Origin of the sequence: Paucibacter soli (assembly GCF_037482845.1) — a bacterium.
Classification (GTDB): Bacteria; Pseudomonadota; Gammaproteobacteria; order Burkholderiales; family Burkholderiaceae_C; genus Paucibacter_B; species Paucibacter_B soli.
On record NZ_JBBHJW010000014.1, the window covers coordinates 39043 to 61721 of the forward strand.

The 22679-nt window shown below is 66.2% G+C and carries 22 protein-coding genes and 1 tRNA gene; 19 read left to right on the top strand and 4 right to left on the bottom strand.

Annotation, left to right across the window (positions count from 1 at the left end; all coding sequences use genetic code 11):
* Positions 1 to 183: 183 nt before the first annotated feature.
* The 3 genes from WG898_RS23705 to WG898_RS23715 are packed head-to-tail and all read left to right on the top strand — an operon-like array spanning position 184 to position 2103.
* Positions 184 to 906 carry a GGDEF domain-containing protein gene (locus WG898_RS23705; protein ID WP_339605248.1) on the top strand — a complete coding sequence of 241 codons (723 nt, stop codon included), beginning with the start codon at positions 184 to 186 and terminating at the stop codon, positions 904 to 906.
* Entirely contained in the window at positions 903 to 1703 is an 801-nt protein-coding gene (locus tag WG898_RS23710) for a MinD/ParA family protein (protein WP_339605249.1), read from the top strand. Before WG898_RS23705 ends, WG898_RS23710 begins: the two co-directional genes overlap by 4 nt.
* Positions 1704 to 1710: 7 nt before the next feature.
* Positions 1711 to 2103, top strand: coding sequence for a group II truncated hemoglobin (locus WG898_RS23715; protein WP_339605250.1), 393 nt, complete (start codon positions 1711 to 1713; stop codon positions 2101 to 2103).
* A gap of 6 nt (positions 2104 to 2109) precedes the next feature.
* Here WG898_RS23715 and WG898_RS23720 read toward each other — a convergent pair whose 3' ends face one another.
* Together WG898_RS23720 and radC are read right to left on the bottom strand one after the other, a co-directional pair.
* A complete protein-coding gene (locus WG898_RS23720) occupies positions 2110 to 2760 on the bottom strand; it encodes a Smr/MutS family protein (protein WP_339605251.1) in 651 nt (216 codons plus the stop codon).
* Complete coding sequence (gene radC / locus WG898_RS23725) at positions 2757 to 3431, bottom strand: RadC family protein (protein WP_339605252.1); 675 nt, start codon at positions 3429 to 3431, stop codon at positions 2757 to 2759. Before radC ends, WG898_RS23720 begins: the two co-directional genes overlap by 4 nt.
* Positions 3432 to 3523: 92 nt before the next feature.
* Here radC and WG898_RS23730 point away from each other — a divergent pair, with 92 nt between their 5' ends.
* From WG898_RS23730 to WG898_RS23770, 9 genes are all read left to right on the top strand, one after another.
* On the top strand, positions 3524 to 3967 hold the full coding sequence (locus WG898_RS23730) for an FKBP-type peptidyl-prolyl cis-trans isomerase (RefSeq protein WP_339605253.1): 444 nt from the start codon (positions 3524 to 3526) through the stop codon (positions 3965 to 3967).
* A 2-nt stretch (positions 3968 to 3969) separates the two neighbouring features.
* Positions 3970 to 4947 carry a 4-hydroxy-3-methylbut-2-enyl diphosphate reductase gene (gene ispH / locus WG898_RS23735; protein ID WP_444718994.1) on the top strand — a complete coding sequence of 326 codons (978 nt, stop codon included), beginning with the start codon at positions 3970 to 3972 and terminating at the stop codon, positions 4945 to 4947.
* A gap of 80 nt (positions 4948 to 5027) precedes the next feature.
* Positions 5028 to 6323, top strand: a complete 1296-nt coding sequence (serS, locus tag WG898_RS23740) for a serine--tRNA ligase (protein ID WP_339605254.1) — start codon at positions 5028 to 5030, stop codon at positions 6321 to 6323.
* 82 nt (positions 6324 to 6405) lie between these two features.
* Positions 6406 to 6493, top strand: a tRNA-Ser gene (locus WG898_RS23745).
* A 118-nt stretch (positions 6494 to 6611) separates the two neighbouring features.
* Positions 6612 to 6797 (top strand): hypothetical protein, encoded by a 186-nt coding sequence (locus WG898_RS23750; RefSeq protein WP_339605255.1) that lies wholly within the window; start codon positions 6612 to 6614, stop codon positions 6795 to 6797.
* Positions 6798 to 6889: 92 nt separating this feature from the next.
* On the top strand, positions 6890 to 7804 hold the full coding sequence (locus tag WG898_RS23755) for a collagenase (RefSeq protein ID WP_339605256.1): 915 nt from the start codon (positions 6890 to 6892) through the stop codon (positions 7802 to 7804).
* A gap of 163 nt (positions 7805 to 7967) precedes the next feature.
* The gene (locus WG898_RS23760; protein WP_339605257.1) at positions 7968 to 8216 is read left to right on the top strand and encodes a hypothetical protein; all 249 of its coding nucleotides are present in this window, start codon (positions 7968 to 7970) and stop codon (positions 8214 to 8216) included.
* 91 nt (positions 8217 to 8307) lie between these two features.
* A complete protein-coding gene (locus WG898_RS23765) occupies positions 8308 to 9399 on the top strand; it encodes a sensor histidine kinase (protein WP_339605258.1) in 1092 nt (363 codons plus the stop codon).
* Positions 9396 to 10220 carry a LytR/AlgR family response regulator transcription factor gene (locus WG898_RS23770; RefSeq protein ID WP_339605259.1) on the top strand — a complete coding sequence of 275 codons (825 nt, stop codon included), beginning with the start codon at positions 9396 to 9398 and terminating at the stop codon, positions 10218 to 10220. The genes WG898_RS23765 and WG898_RS23770 overlap by 4 nt, the downstream gene beginning before the upstream one ends.
* Positions 10221 to 10234: 14 nt before the next feature.
* Here WG898_RS23770 and WG898_RS23775 read toward each other — a convergent pair whose 3' ends face one another.
* Positions 10235 to 10435, bottom strand: coding sequence for a hypothetical protein (locus WG898_RS23775; RefSeq protein WP_339605260.1), 201 nt, complete (start codon positions 10433 to 10435; stop codon positions 10235 to 10237).
* Positions 10436 to 10633: 198 nt separating this feature from the next.
* On the opposite strand from WG898_RS23775, the gene tadA reads away from it, so the two are divergent.
* From tadA to WG898_RS23810, 7 genes are all read left to right on the top strand, one after another.
* The gene (gene tadA, locus WG898_RS23780; RefSeq protein WP_339605261.1) at positions 10634 to 11248 is read left to right on the top strand and encodes a tRNA adenosine(34) deaminase TadA; all 615 of its coding nucleotides are present in this window, start codon (positions 10634 to 10636) and stop codon (positions 11246 to 11248) included.
* Positions 11245 to 12150: an LD-carboxypeptidase gene (locus WG898_RS23785; protein WP_339605262.1), complete on the top strand. Its 906-nt coding sequence runs from the start codon at positions 11245 to 11247 to the stop codon at positions 12148 to 12150. The genes tadA and WG898_RS23785 overlap by 4 nt, the downstream gene beginning before the upstream one ends.
* Positions 12151 to 12168: 18 nt before the next feature.
* Entirely contained in the window at positions 12169 to 14373 is a 2205-nt protein-coding gene (locus WG898_RS23790) for an ABC transporter substrate-binding protein (protein WP_444718995.1), read from the top strand.
* Positions 14374 to 14384: 11 nt separating this feature from the next.
* Entirely contained in the window at positions 14385 to 15368 is a 984-nt protein-coding gene (locus WG898_RS23795; protein ID WP_339605264.1) for an ABC transporter permease, read from the top strand.
* 24 nt (positions 15369 to 15392) lie between these two features.
* Positions 15393 to 16850, top strand: coding sequence for an ABC transporter permease (locus WG898_RS23800; protein WP_339605265.1), 1458 nt, complete (start codon positions 15393 to 15395; stop codon positions 16848 to 16850).
* A 2-nt stretch (positions 16851 to 16852) separates the two neighbouring features.
* Entirely contained in the window at positions 16853 to 18694 is a 1842-nt protein-coding gene (locus tag WG898_RS23805) for an ABC transporter ATP-binding protein (protein ID WP_339605266.1), read from the top strand.
* A gap of 267 nt (positions 18695 to 18961) precedes the next feature.
* On the top strand, positions 18962 to 21742 hold the full coding sequence (locus tag WG898_RS23810) for a TonB-dependent receptor domain-containing protein (RefSeq protein ID WP_339605267.1): 2781 nt from the start codon (positions 18962 to 18964) through the stop codon (positions 21740 to 21742).
* Positions 21743 to 21868: 126 nt separating this feature from the next.
* On the opposite strand, the gene WG898_RS23815 is transcribed toward WG898_RS23810, so the two are convergent.
* Positions 21869 to 22066, bottom strand: coding sequence for a hypothetical protein (locus WG898_RS23815; RefSeq protein WP_339605268.1), 198 nt, complete (start codon positions 22064 to 22066; stop codon positions 21869 to 21871).
* Positions 22067 to 22679 lie beyond the last annotated feature (613 nt).

The following is a 22679-nucleotide window of genomic DNA, read 5'->3' on the forward strand; positions in this document are numbered from 1 at the left end:
GCTCGCTTCTTCTGGTTGGCGGCTGCGCAGGCATGCGCACTCCGGGGGATTCTCGGGTTTCTGGAGTTTGTGCGCCAGCCTGGCGAGGCTAAATGGCGAACAGGCCGGTGCTTGGATGTTTTTTTGCACGGATTGAGGCGCTGCCCCGCTGCTAGACTGCCCCGGCACTACCCCAGGAGCCCCTTGGAACCCAGCGCAACACCCCGTCCGGTCGACGCCAGCGAATTGCGACTCGAACTGGCCTTGCAACTCCTGCAACAGGCCGGTGCCATGCTGCCCGAGGCCGAGCCCTTCAGCGCGGCATGGCTGCAAGGCGTGATCGATGCGCTGTGCGACCTTTCCAGCAAGGATGCGCTCACCGGCCTGGTGAACCGCCGCAGCTTCGAGATGGCGTTGTCGCGCGAGGTCGACCGGGTGGCGCGTTCGGGCGAATCGGCGCTGCTGCTGGTGCTGGACATCGATCATTTCAAGGCCGTCAACGACACCTACGGTCATGCTGCCGGGGATTTGGTGATCAAGGCGGTGGCCGACGCGATTGGCCAGACCGTGCGGCCCATGGATACCGTGGCACGTGTGGGCGGGGAGGAGTTTGCGATCATTTTGCCGAGTTGCCCGCCCAGCTTCGGCGTGACCGTGGCCGAGCGCATACGCGAGCGCGTCGCTGCGATGGAGGTGCCGGTCACGCCGGCGCAGAGCCTGCGCGTCACCATCAGCCTGGGCGGCGCCTACGCCCCGCAGTGGGTGCGTTCATCGTCTCTGCTGTGGATGGAGCGTGCCGATCGCCAGCTGTATCGCGCCAAGGCCGAGGGCCGCAACCGTGCCTGCCTGGAGAGTCAGGTGGAGTCGCTCGTCAGCGCAGAGGAAAAAGGCATGTTGTTTGCCGTAACGCAACAGGAAAGCGAATGACTACCACCATGGCGCCTGCTGCTCCTTCGAAGTCGGGTCGCGCCGTCGCACGCACCCTTGCCGTCACCAGCGGCAAGGGCGGTGTGGGCAAGACCTTCGTCACGGCCAATCTGGCCGCCGCCCTGGCCGCGCGCGGCCAGAAGGTGCTGGTGCTGGATGCCGACCTTGGCCTGGCCAATCTGGATGTGGTGCTGAACCTGCATCCCAAGCTCACCCTGCACGATGTGTTTACCGAGAAGGCCACGCTGGAGCAGGCCATCCTGCCCGCCCCTGGGGGCTTCCATGTGCTGCTGGCCGGCTCGGGCATGGTCGAGTATTCGCGCCTTACGGCCGAGGTGCGCGACAAGCTGCTCTCCATCATCGATCTGGTGAAACCGCGCTTCGATTGGGTGCTGCTCGATACCGGCGCGGGCATCTCCGACGTGGTGCTGTTCGCCGTCTCGCTGGCCACCGATGTACTAGTGGTGGCCACGCCGGAGCCGACTTCGCTGACCGACGCCTACGCCACCATCAAGGTGCTGGCCACCCAGCAGGGGCGCCGCGAGGTGGGTCTGGTGGTGAACCAGGCCAACCGGCCCGGCGAAGGCAAGCTGATCTGTGGCCAGCTGCAGCAGGTGCTGCAGCGCTTTGTGGGCCCCACGCCGGGCCAAACCTTCCGGCTCGATCTGCTGGGCGAGGTGAAGAACGACCAGGCGGTGCGCCAGGCGGTGCTGAAGCGCCAGCTGCTGATGGAGCATTACCCGGGCAGCGATGCGGCCCAGGCCATCAAGGCACTGGCCAGCAAGGTGCTTGGCTGAATCGCCCATGGCTGAGACGAATACGCCGGCGACGGCCTTCGACCGGGTGGGGGGCGAGGCCGCCGTGCGCGCCCTGGTGGACCGCTTCTACGATCTGATGGAGCTGGAGCCGGCCTATGCGCCGCTGCGCGCCCTGCATCCCGGCAGCCTGGACGGCTCGCGCGACAAGCTGCACTGGTTTCTGTGCGGATGGCTGGGCGGCCCCGACTATTACATCGAGCGCTTTGGCCACCCGCGCCTGCGCGCGCGCCACCTGCCGTTTGCAATCGGCATTGCCGAGCGCGATCAGTGGATGGACTGCATGCGCCGTGCCATGCTGGAAACCGAGCTGGACGCTGAGTTGCGGCAGCGCCTCGACGCCTCCTTCATGAACACGGCCGACTGGATGCGCAATGTCTGATCAGCGTCAGGGCTGACCCAGCAGCACCATCAGCGCACCGGCCCCGCCATCGCTGGCGCGCGCCTGCACAAAGGCCAGCACCTCCTGCTTCTGCACCAGCCAACGGCGCACGCGGCTTTTCAGCACCGGTTCGCGCCCCGGCGAGCCGTTGCCCTTGCCATGCACCACGCGCACGCAGCGCAGGCCGCGCCTGGCGCTTTCATGCACGAAGGCGCCCAGCGCTTCGCGCGCCTGGTCGCGGCGCAGGCCGTGCAGGTCGATCTGGCCCTGCAGGGCCCAATGGCCGCGGCGTAGCTTGCGCACCGTCTCGGGGCCCAGCTCGGCGCGCCGGAACGACAGGGTCTCGTCGGTCTCCAGCAGCGAGTCGACGTCGAAATCGTCCGACAGCGCCTGGCGCAGCACCGCCTGTTCGTCCAGCAGACGCTGGCGCGGTTCGGGTGTGGGCGGCTCGGCGCGCAGCAGCACGCGCCGGGCATCGGGCAGCCGGGTCACGGCACCAATGCTGAGCTCGAACAGGCGCTGCTCCTGCTCGCGCAGGCGCGCCGCGGCGGCCGCGCGCTCGGCGCGTTCCTCGGCCTCGCGGCGGCGCAGCAGCAACTCCTGCTGCAGCGCCTTGAGATCCTGCAGGCTGTGAAAGATGGCGGGCTTGGGGCTCACAGCAGGCCTCGCTCGGCCATCGAGACGGCGTCGCCGCCGCCGACCACGAAATGATCCAGCACCCGCACGTCGATCAGGCTCAGCGCGTTCTTCAATGCCTGGGTCAGCAATTCGTCGGCGCGCGAGGGCTCGGCCACGCCGGACGGATGGTTGTGCGCCAGGATCAGCGCCGCCGCACCATGGGCCAGTGCCCGCTTGACGACCTCGCGCGGATAGACCGAGGTTTGCGTGAGGGTGCCGCGGAACAGTTCTTCCATCGCGATCAGGCGATGCTGGGCATCGAGGAAGAGCAGGGCGAACACCTCGTGGCCAAGGCCGTCGAGCTGCAGGCGCAGGAACTGCTTGACGCTGTCGGGCGTATCGAAGACGGTGCGGCGCTCCAGCTGTTGATGCAGGGCGCGGCGCGCGATCTCGAGCACCGCGGCGATCTCTGCACGCTTGGCCGGACCCAGGCCCTTGACGGCTGCGAGGGCCGTCACATCGGCGCGCAAGAGGCCAGCCAAGCCGCCGAAATGGTCAAGCAATTGCTGCGCTAGCTGCAGTACCGATACGCCCTTGAAACCGGTGCGCAACAGCAGGGCCAGCAGTTCGGCATCGGCCAGGCTGGCGGGGCCGCGTGCCAGCAGCTTTTCGCGCGGGCGCGCGTCGGGCGGCAGTGCATCGAGCGGCATGGGCAGGGCAGGAGGGGGCTGGAAAAGCCCGCATTGTCGGCCAAGCCTAAAATCCCCCCAAACCAACGCAGCCGGACAAGCCCGGAATCGCCGTGAACCTGATTCAACAAGGGTCCTTCCTGACCCTGCACTACCGCTTGACCGGCCCCGATGGCGGCGAGCTGATCAACACCTTTGCCGACAAGCCGGCGACGCTTTCGCTGGGCAATGGCGAACTGGCCCCGGCCATCGAACAGCGCCTGATCGGCCTGGCCGAGGGCGCGCACCAGCGTTTCGAGCTGGCGCCGGGCGAGGCCTTTGGCGCGCGCAACCCGGAGCTGCTGCAGCGCGTGAAGCTGCAGCTGCTGCGCCAGCTGGGCGACCCCGACGAGCAGTACGGCATCGGCGACGTGGTGCAGTTCCCCACGCCGGACGGGCAGGGTAGCTATGCCGGCCTGGTGCGCGAGGTGGGCGAGGACTGGTTGCTGTTCGACTTCAACCATCCGCTGGCCGGGCAGCCGGTGAGCTTCGAAGTGCAGGTCATCGGGGTGCTGTGAGCATGAGCCTGATCACCCAACCGCAGGAGGTCCTGCTGGCCGAGCCGCGCGGCTTTTGCGCCGGCGTGGACCGCGCCATCGAGATCGTCGAGCGCGCCATCGTCAAGTTCGGCGCGCCCATCTATGTGCGCCACGAGATCGTGCACAACACCTATGTGGTGAACGACCTCAAGGCCAAGGGCGCGATCTTCATCGAGGACCTGGCCGAGGTGCCAGCCGGCGCCACCCTGGTGTTCAGCGCGCATGGCGTCAGCCAGGCGGTGCGGCGCGAGGCGGCCGAGCGCGGCTTCCATGTGTTCGACGCCACCTGCCCCCTGGTTACCAAGGTGCATGTGGAGGTGGCCAAGCTGCACCGCGAGGGCTATGAGTTCATCATGATCGGCCACAAGGGGCATCCCGAGGTCGAGGGCACGATGGGCCAGCTCAGCGAAGGCATCTACCTGGTCGAGGAGGCGGCTGACGTGGCGCATGTGCGTGTTGTCAATCCGGCCAAGCTGGCGGTGGTGACGCAGACCACGCTGAGCGTCGACGATGCCGCAGAGATCCTGGCGGCGGTGAAGCGCCATTTCCCGCTGGTGCGCGAGCCCAAGAAGCAGGATATCTGCTACGCCACCCAGAACCGCCAGGACGCCGTCAAGGTGCTGGCGCCGCAGGTGGACGTGGTGGTGGTGGTGGGCAGCCCCACCAGCTCCAACAGCAACCGCTTGCGCGAACTGGCCGAGCGCCTGGGCACGCCCGCCTATATGGTGGACGCCGCCGAAGACCTGCAGGCCGAGTGGCTGGAGGGCCGCAGCCGTGTGGGCCTCACGGCCGGAGCCTCGGCGCCCGACGTACTGGTGCAGGCGGTGATCAGCCGCCTGCGCGCCCTGGGGGCCACCGCCGTGCGCAGCTTGGCCGGCGTGGAGGAGCATGTGCGGTTCCCACTGCCACTGGGCCTGGGCGACAAGTCCATGGCCGAGACGAATTCATCCCGATCCTGACGCGGGCGTTGTCGCTGCAAGCGGCGCCCGCTGGTGGCGCCGCTTTGCTTCATAGAATCCGGACTGAACAAGGAATCCCCATGCTAGATATCAGCCTGCTGCGCAAAGACCTGGATGCGGTCATCGCGCGACTCAATACCCGCAAGAATCCCCAGCCCTTCCTGGATGTGGCGCGTTTCACCGCGCTGGAAGCCGAGCGCAAGGGCGTGCAGACCCGCACCGAAGAGTTGCAGGCGCGCCGCAACAGCCTGTCCAAGCAGATCGGCATGCTCAAGGGCAAGGGCGAAGACAGCAGCGCCGTGATGGCCGAGGTGGGCGGCATCGGCGATGAACTGAAGGCCGGCGCCGAGCGCCTGGACGCGATCCAGCAAGAGCTCAACGCCATGCTGATGGGCGTGCCCAATCTACCGCATGAGTCCGTGCCGGTCGGCGGTGACGAAAGTGCCAACGTCGAAGTGCGCCGCTGGGGCAGCCCGCGCAGCTTCGACTTCGAGGTCAAGGACCATGTCGACCTGGGCGCGCCGCTGGGCCTGGATTTCGACACCGGCGCCCGCCTAAGCGGCTCGCGCTTCGCCTTCCTGCGCGGCCCGGCCGCCAAGCTGCACCGCGCGCTGGCGCAGTTCATGCTCAACACCCAGACCGATGAGCATGGCTATACCGAGTGCTACACGCCCTATATCGTGAACCGCGAGGTGCTCGAGGGCACCGGACAACTGCCCAAGTTCAAGGAAGACATGTTCTGGGTGCTGCGCGGCGGCGATGAGGAACAGGCCGAGCAGTATCTGATCTCCACCTCGGAGATCTCGCTCACCAACAGCGTGCGTGAACAGATGCTGGACGCCGCCCAACTGCCCATCAAGCTGACCGCCCACAGCCCCTGCTTCCGCTCGGAGGCGGGCAGCGCCGGCCGCGACACGCGCGGCATGATCCGCCAGCATCAGTTCGACAAGGTCGAGATGGTGCAGATCACTCACCCCGAGCAGAGCTATGCGGCGCTGGAGGAGATGGTGGGTCATGCCGAAGCCGTTCTGCAGAAGCTGGGCCTGCCGTACCGCGTGGTGAGTCTGTGCAGCGGTGACATGGGCTTCACCTCTGCCAAAACCTATGACCTCGAGGTCTGGCTGCCGGCGCAGAACACTTATCGCGAGATCAGTTCCTGCTCGAATTGCGAGGCCTTCCAGTCGCGGCGCATGCTGACGCGCTTCAAGAACGCCCAGGGCAAGAACGAACTGGTGCACACCCTGAACGGCTCCGGCCTGGCGGTCGGCCGCACGCTGGTAGCGGTGTTGGAGAACTACCAGAACGCCGATGGCAGCATCACGGTGCCCGAGGTGCTGCGCCCCTATCTGGGTGGCCGAGAAATTTTGCGCGGCTGAGTCGCAAAACCCTGACAGGCTGGAAAAAGTTCGCTATACTAGCGGGCTTGACTCGCACTGAACCACGCGAGCACCGAATACCGGAGAGGTGGCAGAGTGGTTGAATGTACCTGACTCGAAATCAGGCGGGCGGAAACGCCTCGGGGGTTCGAATCCCCCCCTCTCCTCCAAACGAAATGCCCCGTCGCGCCAGCGTCGGGGCATTTTCTTTGCTGCGGCGCGTTGCCGGCGACCCGGCCATCGCGTACAAGCCTGGCAGGCACCCCTACATACACCGAGGACTTCAGCATGAGCGGCAAACCTAGCGCCACCAGCAGCCCAGCGGCCGAGCAGCCGGCAGCGCTGCCCAAGCGAGCCAAATGCCCAAAGGGTGTGCCGCCGTCCAAACTGCTGTCCTGCAGCAAGTTCCGCCCGGTCGGGCCGGATCAGCCGCAGACCTGCGCGCTGTGCGGCCGCACCCAGAAAAGCGCCTGAACCGGAGCGCCTCGCGCGCATCTTGAGACGCCTTGCATGGTGTAAATATATCGTAATATGCGTTACTGTTTCAAAACCATGCGGCCGCGTCCATGCCTTCCACATCCTTCCGTAGGCGCCCCTTCGTGCGCGCCCTCAGCACGGCCAGCGTGATGCTATTGCTGGCCGCCTGCGCGGCGCCCACGACGCCGTCCAGCGCCGTCCCGGGTGTCGAGCAGGTGCTGAGCCGCGTGCACCGCTGCAGCGCCAGCCTGAGCCTGCGTTCTCAGGCGCTCGATGCCCATCAGGAGGCGGACATCTGCCGCGAGTTGGCCGCCATCGAGGCGCGCTTTCATGCGCTATTCCACACCGCCGGCAAGCCGATGGCGCATGACCTGAACACCTCGCTGCGCGCCAATATCTATCGCTCGGGCGACGACTTTGTGCGTTATGCGGGCGTCCATTTCAACATGCCCACCAACAACGGCGGCATGTATCTGGAGGGCCTGCCCGGTCGGGCGGGCAACCAGGCCGAGTTCGTCGCCAACCAGAGGGCCGATGGCACGGTGCGCAATCTCGGCCATGAGTATGTCCACTACCTCGATGGCCGCTACAACCTCTACGGCGACTTCTGCGCCAATCTGCATGATTCGCATGCACCGCCCGAGAACTGCCCGCGGCCGGCGCCGCTGACGCCCTATCTGGTGTGGTGGAGCGAGGGTGTGGCCGAGTACCTCGCGCGTGGCAGCGATCATCCCAAGGCGCTGCAGGCCGCGGGCGCCAAGACCTTTGCGCTGAGTCAGTTGTTCGACACCGGCTATGAGTCCAATAGCGGTGAGGCGCGCATCTACAGCTGGGGCTATCTGGCGGTGCGCTTCATGATGGAGCGCCAGCGCGACAAGATCGACCAGATGCTGGTCTTCACCCGCGCCGGCGACTACCCGCGCTACCAGGCCCTGCTGCGCGGCTGGGGCAGCAGCATGGACGGCGAGTTCGCCACCTGGCTGGAGCGGCTGGCGGCGCCTTGACACATGCTGTTGCATGTGATCGTCGATCTGCGGCCGCAGGCCTGGCCGAGCTCGGGTCAGTCGCTTACATCTGCATCCCCCCTCAGTGGGAGGTGCGCGCCGCTGCGTATAGGTTCACAGTCGCGCTGCGGTCGGCGATGCGTTGATCGCACAGGAGTCGGTCATGCATTTCCAAGAAGTAGACGCAGGGGATTTCAGGATCTACGCGGGGGCGCTGGAGCGGCCACGCCAGTACGGCTATGTGGCCGCCGTGGTGGTAGTGCGCATGCCGGCCGGCCAGCCGCGTCGCGAGACCTATCGCGACGAGAGCCTGGCGGGCGGTTTTGCCTGGTCATCGCCCGCGGAGGCCTTGCGCTTCGCGCTCAATGCCGGGCGCGACGCAGTGATGTGTGGCCGCCCGGCCATGCCCTGACCCTGCCACCCGAGGCCTGATTCCGGTCGTTCGTCGCGCCGCCAGCCGCCGACGCTTGGTGGGGGCGCGCAAGGCCGCTATCGTGCGGCCCATGTCGACCGCCAGCCCTCTTGCCCCCGCGGCATCGCCCGCAGCGCCCAGCCCCTGGCAGGGCTTCGTTGCCTACCTGACGCCGTTGCGGCTGGCGCTGGCGCTGGGCCTGGCGGGCTTGGCGGCGGTGATGCTGGGCCCGATCTTCATCACTCCCTTCCCGGTGCTGGTGGGCCGCACCATGTTCGTCGGCCTGTGGGCGCTGCTTGCCTTTGCCGCTGCGGGCCAATGGCCACGGCGCCTGCCGCGCTGGTGGGCGCGCTGGCTGTTTCAGGTGCTGGTGGTGGCGCTGGCGGTGCCGGTGGCCACCCTGCTGGTCTACCTGGTGGCGGTGGGCGGCGACTTCGCCTCGCTGATCCGCAGCGAGGGGCGGGTGATGGGCTTTCTGTGGATCGCCGGTTCGGGCCTGCTGGTGGGGCCGCTGCTGGCGATGGGCGCGCTGTACCGTCAGCGCGACGCTGAGGCACGCAACCAGGCGCTCAGCTTCGAGCTGGAGCGCAGCGAGCTGGAGCGGCGCGCACTCGACGCGCGCCTGCGCCTCTTGCAGGCCCAGGTGGAGCCGCACTTTCTCTTCAATACTCTGGCCAATGTGCGCGCCCTGGTGGAAGCGGGATCGCCGCAGGCCGCGCCGGTGTTGCGCAGCCTGATCGCCTATCTGCGCGCCGCCATGCCGAGGCTGCAGGACGAGACCGCCTGCCTGGCCGACGAGCTGGGTCTGGTGAAGGCCTATCTGGAGCTGATGCATCTGCGCATGCCGGATCGCCTGGTCTACGAGATCGCTGTGCCTGCCGAGCTGCTGCGCCAGCGCTTTCCGCCCATGGCCTTGCTGACCCTGGTGGAGAATGCGGTGCGCCATGGCATCGACCCCAGCGAGGAGGGCGGGCGCATCGAACTGGGCGGCTTGCTCGAGGACGGGCAGGTGCGTTTGTGGGTCTCCGACACCGGTGTGGGCCTGGTGCAGCAGATGGGCTCGGGCACCGGCCTGCGCAATCTGCGCGAGCGCCTGCAGGTGGTCTATGGCGAGGGCGCCGCGCTCGACCTGCAGGAGAATCGGCCCCACGGCCTGCGCGCCGAGATCCGCTTCACGCCATGACCGCTAGCACCGCCCCCACCGCCCTGATTGCCGACGACGAGCCCCTGCTGCGCGAAAGCCTGCAGCGCGCCCTGGCCACGGCCTGGCCCGAGTTGCGCGTGCTGGCCCAGGCGCGCAACGGGCGCGAGGCGGTGGAGCTGTTCGAGCAGCATGAGCCCGACATCGTGTTCCTCGACGTCCACATGCCCGGCATGAACGGCGTGGAGGCGGCACGCCAGATCGCGCGCCGCGCGCAGGTCGTGTTCGTCACCGCCTACGAGCAGTACGCTGTGCAGGCCTTCGAACAGGGCGCGCTCGACTATCTGGTGAAGCCGGTGGACGAGTTGCGCCTGGCCGACACCGTGCAGCGCCTGCAGGAGCGCCTGCGAGCGCGCGCGGCGGGCACGCCGGCGCCGCAGCTCGATCTGCAGGCCGCGATCGAAACCCTGGCGCGCAAGCTGATGCAGCCCGAGGGCGGCGCCGGCGCGGCGGCCTCGACAACTGGCTCAGCGGCGGGCCATCTGCAATGGATACGCGCCTCCGTGGGGTCGACGCTCAAGCTGATCCCGGTGGACCAGATCGTCTTCATGCGTTCGGACGAGAAATACACCCTGGTGGTCTGGCACGAGGGCGAGGCGCTGATACGCACGCCGATACGCGAGCTGGTGGAGCAGCTGGATCCGCAATGCTTTGTGCAGGTGCACCGCTCGGTGGTGGTGAACCTGCATGCGGTCAGCCATGTGACGCGCGGGCCGAACGAGACCGCCGACCTGCATCTCAAGGGTCGGCCCGAGATCCTGCCGGTCAGCCGCAGCTATCTGCACCTGTTCCGGCAGATGTAGCAAAGGCGCACAACTCAACGGCCAGGTAGCTGGCCGGGAGGCGTGGCCTGGCCTTCCACCACCACCCGATCCAGCCGCCAGATCACCGGCGTGCGACCCTCGGGCGTGAAGAAGAAGGCGTCGACCAGAATCAGCGCCACGATACCGATCAACGCGGCCAGGAGTGCAGTGTGCAGGCCGCTGTCGGAGAAGTTGTGAATCTTTCCGCTTGACATGATCTGCTCCTAAAAGGGAATCGGGATCTGCCCGATCACTCTAAGCTTCTGGCGGCGCGGCGTCCATAACATTGATGACTTCTTGCGCCAGCGCAAGCACTCGCGGCGCCATCTGCTTGGCAATGGTCCTGCTGCCGGGCTCGCACCGGCTGTGCGGGGCTGCTTGGGACCACGGTTGCTACACTTGCTCGCCTGCCCATGACCGAGCCATTCAATCCCCCCCAGCCGCAGGCCCCCTTCAGTGCCGCCGACGAATACGCGATGCGGCTCGCGCTGGACCAGGCCCACAACGCCCTGCTGGTGGGCGAGGTGCCGGTGGGTGCGGTGCTGATGCGCCGGGGCCAGGTGATCGCCACCGGCTACAACCGGCCCATCACTACGCATGACCCCACCGCGCATGCCGAGATCGTGGCGCTGCGCCATGCCGCCACCTTGCTGGGCAATTACCGCCTGCCCGAGTGCGAGCTCTATGTGACCCTGGAGCCCTGCGCGATGTGTGCGATGGCGATGATGCATGCGCGCCTGAAACGCGTGGTGTTCGCCGCGCCCGACCCCAAGACCGGCGTGGCTGGCTCGGTGCTGGACCTGTTCGCCGAAGCCAAGCTCAACCACCACACCGGCATCCAGGGCGGCCTGCTGGGCGAGGCCTCGGCCAGGCTGCTGCGCGAATTCTTTGCCGAGCGGCGCGAGGCCGCACGCAAGCGCCGCGAACTGGCACGCGCGGCGCAAGCACCATCCCATAGCGACTCCGATTGCGAATCCCAGCCCATTCCCACGGGCGATGCCATTCACCTGGACGACTTCAAACCATGAGTTCCCTGACCCTCTACACCCCAGCCGGCGTGCTGGCACAGGCCCAGCCCCTCAAGCGTGCCGCCAAGCGCCTGGGCGCGCTGGGCTTCGAGGTGACGATAGACGAAGCGGCGCTGGCCAAGCATCAGCGCTTTGCCGGTGACGATGCAACGCGCCTGCAAGCCATCCACCGCGTGGCCCGGGCCGCGCCCTCGGTGGCGCTGGCCACGCGCGGCGGCTACGGCCTGACGCGCTTGCTGGACCAGCTCGACTGGACCTTGCTGGCCAAGAGCGTGGAGCGCGGCACCCGCTGGGTCGGGCAGAGCGATCTGACCTCGCTGCAGCTGGGGCTGCTGGCCAAGGCCAAGCTGCAGAGTTGGGCTGGCCCGCTGGCCTGCGATGACTTTGGCCGCAGCGATGCCGAGGGCGGCGTGGACGACGTGACGCAGGGTTGTTTCACCGAGGCCATGAGCGGGCTGCTGGAGGCGGTGGGCTTTCGCACCGAGGCCGGGCACGACGGCTTCGAGGCGCGCGGCACCCTGTGGGGCGGCAATCTGTGCGTGCTCAACTCGCTGCTGGGCACGCCCTACCTTCCGCGCATCAAGGGAGGCATCCTGTTTCTGGAGGATGTCAACGAGCACCCCTATCGGGTTGAACGCAATCTGCTGCAGCTGCAACAGGCGGGGGTGCTGGACGCGCAGAAGGCCATCGTGCTGGGTGAATTCAGCGCATGGAAGAAGTCGCCGCTGGACCGTGGCTACACGCTGAAGACGGCCATCGAGGCGGTGCGTGCGCGCACCAAGACGCCGATCTTCACCGGTCTGCCCTTCGGCCACGTGGCCACCAAGGTCTGCCTGCCGGTGGGCGCCCGCGTGGACATGGTGGTGCAGGGGCGCGACGCGCTGCTGGCCTGGGGCCACTGACCTGTCGTGGCAGGGGGCGTGTTGAAACGACTGTGCTGGGGCATGCTGGCCTGCGTGGGCGTGCTGCTGGGTGCCTGCAACAACAGCCCCTATCCGATCGGTGCCGAGAAGGACAACACGCTCTATATGTCCTTCGATGAGCGCTCGCCGCGCTATCTGGACCCGACCGCCTCCTACACCGCGCCCGAGGGTGCCTACGCCTACCATATCTACGAGCCGCTCTACGGCTACCACTACCTCAAGCGTCCCTACCAGCTGGAGGGCCGCGCCGCGGCCGAGGTAGTCAAACCCTATTACCTGGACGCCAAGGGTGAGCGTCTGCCCGACGATGCGCCGGCCGAGCAGATCGCCCAGGCGGTCTACGACATCCCCATCCGCCGCGGACTGCGCTACGCGCCGCACCCGGCCTTTGCCAAGAATGCCCAGGGGCAGTACATCTACCACCGCCTCACACGCGCGGAGCTCGGTGACAAGCGTTCGCCCTGGGAGTTTGCCCAGCAGGGCACGCGCGAGCTGGTGGCTGAGGACTTCGTGTTTGCCATCAAGCGCCAGGCCACTCCGCGTATCGAGGCGCCGCTGTTCGGTGTGTTCTCGGAACATGTGCTTGGCCTCAAAGCCTACAGCCAGCGGGTGCGTGAGGAGAACGCCAAGCTGCTCAAGGGCCTGCCCGACAACCTCGCCGACAAGCCGTTCCTGGACTTTCGCAAGTGGCCGCTGGAAGGGGCCGAGGCCCTGGACTCGCATACCTTGCGCATCCGGCTCAATGGCAAGTACCCGCAGTTTCAGTACTGGTTGGCCACCACCTTCTTCGCACCCGTGCCTTGGGAGGTGGACGCCTTCTATGCCCAGCCGGGCATGAACGAGAACAGCCTGTCGTGGAACCAGTGGCCGGTGGGCACCGGCCCCTTCATGATGACCGAGTATGTGCAGGACCGCCGCCATGTGATGGCGCGCAACCCCTATTACCGCCAGGACAGCTACCCCTGTGAGGGGGCGCCCGGCGACAAGGCCGCCGGTCTGCTGGACGATTGCGGCAAGCGCCTGCCCTTTGTCGACAAGATCGTCGCCAACATCATCAAGGAGAGGGTGCCGCGCAAGGAATTGTTCAAGCAGGGCTATCTGGACCTGCCCGAGATCGAGCGCACTGACTGGGGCGTCGAGTTCATGGTGGACAAGAGCGACTCCGACGAGGTGTTCCGCAACTACGCGGCGAAGGGCTACCGCTTGCCCATGGATACCGACATCGGCAGCTGGTACGTGGGCTTCAACTGGCTGGATCCGGTGGTGGGGCAGGGCAGCACGCCGGAGCAGCGCGAGCGCAACAAGAAGCTGCGCCAGGCCATCTCGATCGCGATCGACTGGGAGGAGGGCTATGGCCGCATCTTCCGCAACAAGGGCGGCGATGCCGCCCATGGCCCCACGCCACCCGGCGTGTTCGGCTCGCGCGAGGGCCAGCCGGGCTGGCACAACCCGGTGACGCACAAGATGGTGGATGGCAAGGTGCAACGGCGCTCCATCGAGGAGGCCAAGGCCCTGCTGGCCGAGGCCGGCTACCCGGAGGGGCGCGACGCCGGCACCGGCAAGCCCCTGGTGCTGAGCTATGACTTCATGCGCGTGGTCACGCCCGAGATGAAGGCCGAGAACGACTGGATGGTCAAGCAGTTCGCCAAGTTGGGGCTACAGCTGGACGTGCGCGCCACCGACTTCAACCAGTTCCAGGAAAAGGTGCTCAAGGGCAAGCACCAGATCTACTGGTGGGGCTGGTTGGCCGACTATCCGGATGCCGAGAACTTCCTGTTCCTGCTCTACGGCCCGAACAGCAAGTCCAGGTTCGAGGGCGAGAACGCCTCCAACTACGAGAACCCCGCGTTTGATCGCCTCTACAAGCGCCTGCAGACCCTGGACGATGGCCCGGAAAAGCAGCGCGTAATGGACGAGATGCTGGCCATCGTGCGCGAGGACGCGCCCTGGTCCTGGGGCTACTGGCCCTATGTGGGCCTGGCCTTCCAGCACTGGGTCTACAACGGCAAGCCCAGCATCGTGGTACGCGACGTGGGGCGCTATTACCGCGTCGATGCCGCCGAGCGCGCGCGCAGGCAGGCCGAGTGGAACCATCCGATCTGGTGGCCCCTGCTGCTGCTGGCGGCGGGCGCGGCCGTGATCGCCTGGCTGACGCGCCGTTCCTTCCGCGCCCGCGAGCTCGCCACCGCGCGCGGCGCCTGAGGCCTGAGGACATGATCAAGTACCTGCTACGTCGCCTCGGCTACGGCATCGCCGTGCTGGTGGGCGTGAACCTGCTGACCTTCTTCCTGTTCTTCTCGGTCAACACGCCCGACGACATGGCGCGCCTGAACATCGGCGGCAAGCGCGTCACCCAGGAGCAGATCGAGAAATGGAAGACCGAGCGCGGCTACGACAAGCCGCTGTACTACGACGCAGCGCAGGCGGGCAGCCAGAAGTTCACCCACACGATTCTGTGGGAGCGCTCGATCTCGCTGATGCTGCTGGACTTCGGCCGCTCGGATGCGCGCCAGGCCGTCAACATCGGGCACGAGGTCAAGGTGCGCATGGGCGTGAGCCTGCAGCTGGCGGTGCCGCTCTTTGTGCTGCAGGTGATCGTGAGCACCGCCTTCGCGCTGCTGCTGGTGTTCTTCCGCAACACGCGCATCGACTTCTGGGGCGTGGTGCTGTGCGTGCTGATGCTGTCGATCTCCAGCCTGTTCTACATCATCGTCGGCCAATACTTCTTCTCGCGCCTGTTGCGACTGGTGCCCATCGGCGGCTACGAGCCGGGCCTGGACGCGATCAAGTTCCTGGCCCTGCCCATCGTGCTCTCGCTGCTCTCGCGCCTGGGCGGCGAGGCGCGCCTGTACCGCGCCATGTTCCTGGAGGAGGTGGGCAAGGACTATGTGCGCACCGCCCGCGCCAAGGGGCTCTCCGAACCGGTGGTGCTGTTCCGCCACGTGCTGCGCAATGCGCTGATTCCCATCATCACCAGCGCCGGCTCCTACCTGCCCTATGTGTTCCTGGGCAGCCTGGTGTTCGAGAGCTTCTTCGGCATCCCCGGCCTGGGCGCCTTCATCATCGAGGCCATCTCGGGCCAGGACTTCGCCATCGTGCGCACCATGGTGTTCCTGGGCGCGGCCCTTTATGTGGCCAGCAATGCGCTCATCGACCTGGCCTACACCTGGGTGGATCCGCGCGTGCGGCTGTCCTGAGCCCCACATCGAAGATTAGGAATCATGTCATCGTTCAAGATCGTCGTGCTCTGGACCGATGTGGCCCTGTGGGCCATGTTCGCCGCCTTGCTGGGCTATCTGCTGCGCATCCTGCGCCAGCCCCATGTGCGCGTCACCTGGGCGCGCGTGCTGCGCGATGCGGCCTCCTGCTGTGCCGGTGTGGTGCTGCTGCTGTTCATGGCGGTGACGCTGCTGGACAGCCTGCATTTCCGCCGCGCCCTGGATGGCGTCGAGGGCGCCGGCGCGACCGGCCAGCCCTTCTACAGCACCCGCACCGAATCGCTGCTCGACCTGCTGCTGGCGCGCCAGGTGGCGATGCGCGAGACCAGCTATTCGGCGCCGCTGGCCTACCAGGGTTTCAACAAGGACAACATCAGCGAGGGCGGCGAGCTGCGCCGCGACTACCCGCGCCTGCAGTTCGGCGGCGCCCATCTGCGCCTGCCGGCCGAGCAATGGGCCGGCGATGTGCTGGGCCGCGCCCTGCGCGGGCTGGCCTGGGGCCTGCTGGCCGTGCTGCTGCTGGGCTTAGGCCTGGTGGCCGCGCTCGCCGCCGGCCATGGCGGATGGCGGAGGGCGCTGCAGGACCTGCTGCGCGACCGCACGCATTACCCGCTGCGCGCGGTGCTGCTGACCCTGGCGGTCACCGCGCTGCTGAGCGGGCCCAGCATCGCGCTGATGGATCACTACCATGTGTTCGGCACCGACCGCACTGGCAACGACGTGCTCTATCAGGCGCTCAAGAGCATACGCACCGCCTTCGTGATCGGCGCGCTCTCCACCCTCGCGACCCTGCCGCTGGCCCTGGTGCTGGGCATCCTGGCCGGCTATTTCAAGGGCTGGGTGGACGAGTTGATCCAGTACCTCTACACCCTGCTGACCTCGGTGCCCAATGTGCTGCTGATCGCCGCCTGCGTGCTGATGGTTCAGGTCTTCCTCGACAAGAACCCCGATCTGTTCGAGACCAGCGTGGAGCGCGCGGACCTGAAGATGTTCCTGCTGTGCCTGATCCTGGGCGTGACGGGCTGGGCCACGCTGTGCCGGCTGATCCGCGGCGAGACGCTCAAGCTGCGCGAGCTGGACTATGTGCAGGCCGCCACCGCCTTCGGCGTCGGGTCGCTGCGCATCATGTGGCGCCACATCGTGCCCAATGTGATGCACCTGGTGCTGATCACCACGGTGCTGAGCTTCTCGGACCTGATCCTCTACGAGGCGGTGTTGACCTATGTGGGGGTGGGCGTGGACCCGGGCATGAACAGCTTTGGCGGCATGATCAATCTGGCGCGCGCCGAGATGTCGCGCGACCCGCTGGTGTGGTGGAGCTTTGCCGCGGCCTTCGGCTTCATGGTGAGCCTGGTGCTGGCCGCCAACCTGTTTGCCGATGGCGTGCGCGATGCCTTCGACCCGCGCGCCCGCAGTCTGCGCCCGCGCGTGCTGGGCCTGGCCAAGACGCGCAAGGCCTGAGCATGCTGCACATCGACGATCTCAATGTCACCCTGGATGCCGATGCCGGCCTGGTGCGCGCCATCGACGGCATGCAGCTGACGCTGCAGCGCGGCGAGACCTTTGCCCTGGTGGGCGAATCGGGTTGCGGCAAGAGCATGACGGCGCTGGCGCTGATGCGCCTGCTGCCCGACAACGGCCGCATCACGGCGGGCCGGCTGGAGCTGGACGGGCGCGAGGTGTTCGGGCTCAGCGAGGCGCAGATGCGCGGCGTGCGTGGCGGTCGCATCGGCATGATCTTCCAGGAGCCCGCCACCAGCCTGAATCCGGTCATGCGGGTGGGCGCACAGATCGTCGAGGCGATCGAGGCGCACACCGCCCTGCGCGGCGCCCAGGCGCGCGCCAAGGCGATAGCCTGGCTGAGGCGGGTCGGCATTCCCGAGCCCGAGCGTCGCATCGACGAATACCCGTTCCGCCTGTCGGGAGGGCAGAAGCAGCGCGTCATGATCGCGATGGCGCTGGCCGCAGAGCCGGATTTCCTGATCGCCGACGAGCCCACCACCGCGCTGGACGTGACGATACAGGCGCAGATCCTGCAATTGCTGATGGAGCTGCAGCGCGAGCGTGGCCTGGGCCTGCTGCTCATCACCCATGATCTGGCGGTGGTGGCCGGCATGGCGCATCAGGTGGCGCTGATGTATGCGGGCCAGATCGTCGAGCTGGCACCCGCTGCCCAGTTCTTTGCCGAGCCCAAGCATCCCTATGCGCGGCTGCTGCTGCAGGCCTTGCCGGATGCCGGCAAGCGCGGCGCGGCCCTGGCGGCTATCGCCGGCACGGTGCCGTCGCTGTGGTTGCAGTTCGAGGGCTGCCGTTTTGCGCCGCGCTGCGACCGCGCCATGCGGCACTGCGCCGCGCAGCCGCCGCTGCTGAGCCAACAGGCAGCGACGCATGAAGTGCGTTGCCTGCTCTACAGCGCGCCCGGCGAGGCCCTGCCGACTACCGCACCGGCGCGGCCCGACACCGCCCCGGCCGCGGCGCCAGCGCCTGGCGCGCAGCCCCTGCTGGCGGTGCGCGATCTGCGCGTCGTCTACGGTGGGCTGCGGCGCGGTGGCCGGCGCGAGTTCCGGGCGGTGGACGGCGTGTCCTTCGATATCGCGGCCGGCCAGACCCTGGCCCTGGTGGGCGAATCGGGCTGCGGCAAGACCACCTCGGGCAAGGCCATCGTGCAATTGCTGCGCCAGCAGGCGCGTGTCGAGGGTCAGGCCTTGCTGGATGGGGTGGACCTGTTCGGTCTGCAGGGTCAGGCCTTGCGCGCGGCGCGCCGCCAGGTGCAGATCATCTTCCAGGACCCGTTCGCCTCTCTGAACCCGCGCATGCGCGTCATGGAGGTGCTGGAGGAGGGCCTGCTGGCGCTGCGCCCCGAGCTGGACGCGCCGGCGCGGCGCGAGCTGCTGCTGGCGCTGCTGGACCAGGTGGGCCTGCGGCGCGATGCCCTGGAGCGTTTTCCGCACGAGTTTTCGGGCGGCCAGCGCCAGCGCATCGCGATCGCGCGTGCGCTGGCGGTCCGGCCCAGGCTGATCGTCTGCGACGAGCCGACCTCGGCACTGGATGTCTCGGTGCAAGCCCAGATCCTCAATCTGCTGCGCGAACTGCAGCGCAGCCAGGGTCTGGCCTTTCTCTTCATCACCCACAACATCGGCGTGGTGGAGTACATCGCCGACGCCGTGGCGGTGATGCAGGGCGGTGCGATCGTCGAGGCGGGACGCACCGATTCGGTGCTTGAACGGCCGCAGCACGCCTACACACGCAGCCTGCTACAGGCCGTGCCGCGGCTGGGCTCGGCGCCCATGACCTTGGGCAGTTGACAAGCCCTTGTTCAAGTGGGTGTTCTGGCGTGGCGTTACCGCAACGAAGGGGTCGAGCCCAATGCCGGCTTCTGCAGTGTTTTCAATGACTTACAGCACTTAGCGGAAGAGCCTAGGGACACTACGGGGGAGGCTGACGCGTGACTGAATTGACACTCGCACGACCCCAATCTGAGATGGATGCTCAGGCCAAGGTCGAGCCTTATCGTGGCTCGCCAAGCGTGCCCAGTTTCAGTACGCGAATGTTTCTCACAAAGGAGTCCTTATATGTTTAAAAGGAAGACCATCAACGTCGCCGCCCTGCTCGCGCTGGGCGTCGGCTTTCCGATTGCCGCAATTGCCCAGGATACGCAAAAGCTAGAGCGCATTGAGATCACCGGCTCGGCCATTAAGCGCCTGGATGCTGAGGGCTCGCTGCCTGTGACGACCGTCACCCGTGAACAAATCGCACGCAGCGGCGCCGTCAATACCGAAGAGCTGCTGAACTCTGTTGCAGCCGTCAGCTCGATTGGTGGTATCACCAACGCCACTGGTGCAGGCTCTTCCACTGCCGGTCGTTCGACCGTGTCGCTGCGTGGCTTGAGCGGAGGCCGTACGCTGGTGCTGGTCAACGGTCGTCGCCTGGCGCCTGCCGCCGGTGGTGCGGGTGGCTCGGTGAACGTGAACAACATTCCGATGGCGGCCATTGACCGCATCGAAGTGCTCAAGGATGGTGCCTCCAGCATCTACGGTTCAGAAGCACTGGCTGGCGTGATCAACTTCATCCTGGCCAAGGACTTCAATGGCGTGGATATCGGCGTCAGTGGAGGCATGCCCACCCGTGATGGCGGCGGCAAGACCAAGAAGGCCACCTTGGTGGGCGGCATTGGCAATGTGTTGAACGATCGATTCAACCTCACAGCATCGTTCTCGGCCGAATCGGAAGATGCGCTGTTCGCCAAGGACCGTGAGTTCGCCAAGACCGGCAATGTGGCACCCTATATCGTGGCCGGCGCCACCGGGCAGGGCAATATCGAAGGCGCCTACACACCCGGCACGCTGGTCAATGGCGTTTGGAAGGAAGGCTCGCGTCAGGCCGGCTTCGGCGGCAGCCCCGGCGCTGGCTACGGCAATCCCTTGGCCGCGACCGGCAAGTGCGGCGACATCAACATGTTCAAGAATCTGACGAACACGGCCAAGGGCACGCCCTACTGCACGTTCGACAGCAATGCCTTCGTTGGCCTGATTCCTGAGCGCAAAACCTCGAACCTGACCCTGAACGGGGTGTTCCGTGCATCGGACGCGCTGGAGGTCTTTGGTGACGTGCTGTTCTCGAGGAACGAGCAGACTCAGCGCTTCCAACCCAGCCCGGTGCGTCGCAGTTTCCTGACCTCGGATGCCGAGTTCAAGAAGCAGGGTGTCGATCCCGCGCTGCTGCTGCTGCCCAGCAATCCCAACTACCAGATTGCCGCCAACTATCTGAATGCGAACGGCTTCGGTGCCCTGGTTGGCCAACCTCTGGCCATCACGGCCCGGGTGTTCGATTTCGGCCCTCGCACCAGCAAGGACATCACCGAGCAGTCCCGCTTTGTCGTGGGTGGGCGCGGCGAGGTGATGGGCCAGAACTACGAGGTCGCATATTCGGACAGCAAGTACGAACTCAGCGGCACCGTGCCGGACGGTTACTTCTCCCAGGTTGCTTATGCCAAGGCGATCCGCAACAGCACCGACTGGAACCCCTGGTCCCTGACGCAAAGTGCGGCTTTCCAGTCCGCCATTGCACCCGCCAAGTACACCGGCGCCACGCTTGACGGTACGACCAAGTCCAAGGTTCTTGACGCCAAGATGAGCGGTGAGGTTTTCAACCTGCCGGCTGGCGCCGTGGCTTATGCCGTGGGCTTGCAGCATCGCGAGGAGTCCTACCAGACTCGCCCGAGTGCCGCGCTCTTCTCCGGTGACATCGCCGGTCTTGGCGGTGCCCAGGAGCCCGTTGACAAGGACCGCAAGATCGACTCGGTGTTTGCTGAGGTGATCGTTCCGGTGCTGAAGACGCTGGAGGGTGGTGTGGCAGTGCGCCGTGACCGCTACAACGACGTGGGTCCTGCCAACACCTACAAGGCCAATCTGCGTTGGCAGCCGAGCAAGCAAGTGGTTGTGCGCGGCGGCGTGGGCACTGGCTTCCGTGCGCCGACCTTGGTCGAGCTGTGGATTCCGCAGACGGTCGGCACCTCGGCGCAGTTCACTGATCCGAAGTTCCCGAACAACCCCAATCTGCAGGTCAACGAGCTTTCGGGCGGCAATCCGGATCTCGCCCCCGAGAAGTCGAAGCAGTACTCGCTCGGCGTGGTGTTCCAGCCGGTTGACGAGATCTCGATCGGTGCTGACCTTTGGCAGTTGAAGGTCAACGGCATCATTACCGCACCTTCGACCCAGGAAATCGTCAGCCGTTACCGTGCGGGCGATCCGGCCTATGCCAACCTGGTGACGCTGAGCCCGACCGGTGACGTTGATCTGACCAAGGCCATCAACGCCAACGTCGGTAGCGCCAAGCTGTCGGGCCTGGACGTCGATGTGACGGGCCGTTTCAAGGTGCCTGGTGGTCGTTTGGATGCCACCCTGAATGGCACCTACATGATCAAGTACGACCAAACCAGCCCGGGTGGCTCTATCTCCCGCAAGGTCGGTACCATGGTTGAGCCGAACGGCGATCCGGTGCTTGAGGCCGATGGCGGCGGTGTGGTGCTGCGCTGGAAGCACAAGCTCTCGGTGACCTACACCACCGGCGCGTGGAGCATCACGGGTGCCCAGAACTACTACACCGGCTATCGTACGGGTGACAGGCAAGTGGATGGCGAGCAGAACTTCGTGCCCGCCCAGGCGATCTACGACATGAACCTGAGCTACTCGGGCTTCAAGGGCTTGCGTCTGGCTGCTGGCGTGAAGAATGTCTTTGACAAGAATCCGCCGATCTACGTGCCGGTTAGCAATCAGTTCCAGGCCGGTTACGACATCAGTCTGTACGATCCGCGCTCGCGTTTCGTCTACGTGTCTGCGAACTACAAGTTCTGATATTGACTTCCTCTTGTGAGGTGAAGGGCGGGAGATTCTCCCGCCCTTTTTTTTGTTGTTCGTGCCTTACTTACGGGAGATCGTAGTGGGTATCTTGAGCCGGGCATGGTCGTCCTTGCGGCAGTCCTATGCCGTGCGCTTGATGTGACCGGCCGCCGCTGCCAGCACTTCGTTCATATGTACCTGCTGCGGCGAACATGGTGAACTGCGGTTGCGTAGCGACAGCCAATGCGCTGGCTTGAGCACGCTACGAAGCGGTTTGTCCTGCCACAGTCGATTGGCGGCGTCGGCGTGAATCCGCGTGAAGAACTCTCGATCATGCATGGCCAGGACGCGGAAGCGGGCATAGACACTGCGACCCTGGCCTACTGCCGAGACCAAGGGCTGGGTCTTTGACTCTCTGCTTGCGTATGCACCCCCGGCGACCTCGGCGCTCCTGGCTCTTCGTGGTGTAGACGATCAGCACGCCGATCGTTGGCCATGGACTGGCTCGAAGGCCCAAGCGGGCACCAATCCATGGGGGCCGGCTTGGCCGGGGAGATGCAAGCGCGTGACGCCGAGGGTAAACACGGAAGCGCTGTTTGCATCGCGCCGATCAAATACCAGTAAGATACCAAATGTGGGCAACGAGCCACGCTGCTGGCAGCGTAGGCGGCGTCGGCGCCGAGTGGTTAGGGGCTTCAGGCTGGGGTAAGCCCCATGTCAGGGGCGATTCCCATCTCGGTTATGATCTCGCCCGACGAAGCAGGGCTTGCATGTAGTGGAACTACATGCCTGGACCGATCTTCGTTGCGCCCGTGGCCGCAAGCCAGCGGGCATTTTTTGTTGAGTCGGGTTTCCGTCGTGCTCAGTGTTTTCCTCGATCGCAAGTCTTGGAATGCTGGGTCAGGAGGCGTCCCTCGTGCAGGCGCTGTGAAGAGTCGTACTCCCCCACGTG

Excerpts from the sequence above, each read along its gene's own strand:
- WG898_RS23760 (WP_339605257.1), top strand. The coding sequence starts at position 7,968 with ATGCATTTCCAAGAAGTAGACGCAGGGGATTTCAGGATCTACGCGGGG.
- ispH (WP_444718994.1), top strand. The coding sequence starts at position 3,970 with ATGAGCCTGATCACCCAACCGCAGGAGGTCCTGCTGGCCGAGCCGCGC.
- WG898_RS23815 (WP_339605268.1), bottom strand. The coding sequence starts at position 22,066 with ATGCATGATCGAGAGTTCTTCACGCGGATTCACGCCGACGCCGCCAAT.
- WG898_RS23750 (WP_339605255.1), top strand. The coding sequence starts at position 6,612 with ATGAGCGGCAAACCTAGCGCCACCAGCAGCCCAGCGGCCGAGCAGCCG.
- WG898_RS23770 (WP_339605259.1), top strand. The coding sequence starts at position 9,396 with ATGACCGCTAGCACCGCCCCCACCGCCCTGATTGCCGACGACGAGCCC.
- WG898_RS23785 (WP_339605262.1), top strand. The coding sequence starts at position 11,245 with ATGAGTTCCCTGACCCTCTACACCCCAGCCGGCGTGCTGGCACAGGCC.
- WG898_RS23795 (WP_339605264.1), top strand. The coding sequence starts at position 14,385 with ATGATCAAGTACCTGCTACGTCGCCTCGGCTACGGCATCGCCGTGCTG.
- WG898_RS23755 (WP_339605256.1), top strand. The coding sequence starts at position 6,890 with ATGCCTTCCACATCCTTCCGTAGGCGCCCCTTCGTGCGCGCCCTCAGC.
- WG898_RS23805 (WP_339605266.1), top strand. The coding sequence starts at position 16,853 with ATGCTGCACATCGACGATCTCAATGTCACCCTGGATGCCGATGCCGGC.
- WG898_RS23800 (WP_339605265.1), top strand. The coding sequence starts at position 15,393 with ATGTCATCGTTCAAGATCGTCGTGCTCTGGACCGATGTGGCCCTGTGG.
- WG898_RS23765 (WP_339605258.1), top strand. The coding sequence starts at position 8,308 with ATGTCGACCGCCAGCCCTCTTGCCCCCGCGGCATCGCCCGCAGCGCCC.
- WG898_RS23715 (WP_339605250.1), top strand. The coding sequence starts at position 1,711 with ATGGCTGAGACGAATACGCCGGCGACGGCCTTCGACCGGGTGGGGGGC.
- tadA (WP_339605261.1), top strand. The coding sequence starts at position 10,634 with ATGACCGAGCCATTCAATCCCCCCCAGCCGCAGGCCCCCTTCAGTGCC.
- WG898_RS23775 (WP_339605260.1), bottom strand. The coding sequence starts at position 10,435 with ATGTCAAGCGGAAAGATTCACAACTTCTCCGACAGCGGCCTGCACACT.
- serS (WP_339605254.1), top strand. The coding sequence starts at position 5,028 with ATGCTAGATATCAGCCTGCTGCGCAAAGACCTGGATGCGGTCATCGCG.
- WG898_RS23710 (WP_339605249.1), top strand. The coding sequence starts at position 903 with ATGACTACCACCATGGCGCCTGCTGCTCCTTCGAAGTCGGGTCGCGCC.
- radC (WP_339605252.1), bottom strand. The coding sequence starts at position 3,431 with ATGCCGCTCGATGCACTGCCGCCCGACGCGCGCCCGCGCGAAAAGCTG.
- WG898_RS23810 (WP_339605267.1), top strand. The coding sequence starts at position 18,962 with ATGTTTAAAAGGAAGACCATCAACGTCGCCGCCCTGCTCGCGCTGGGC.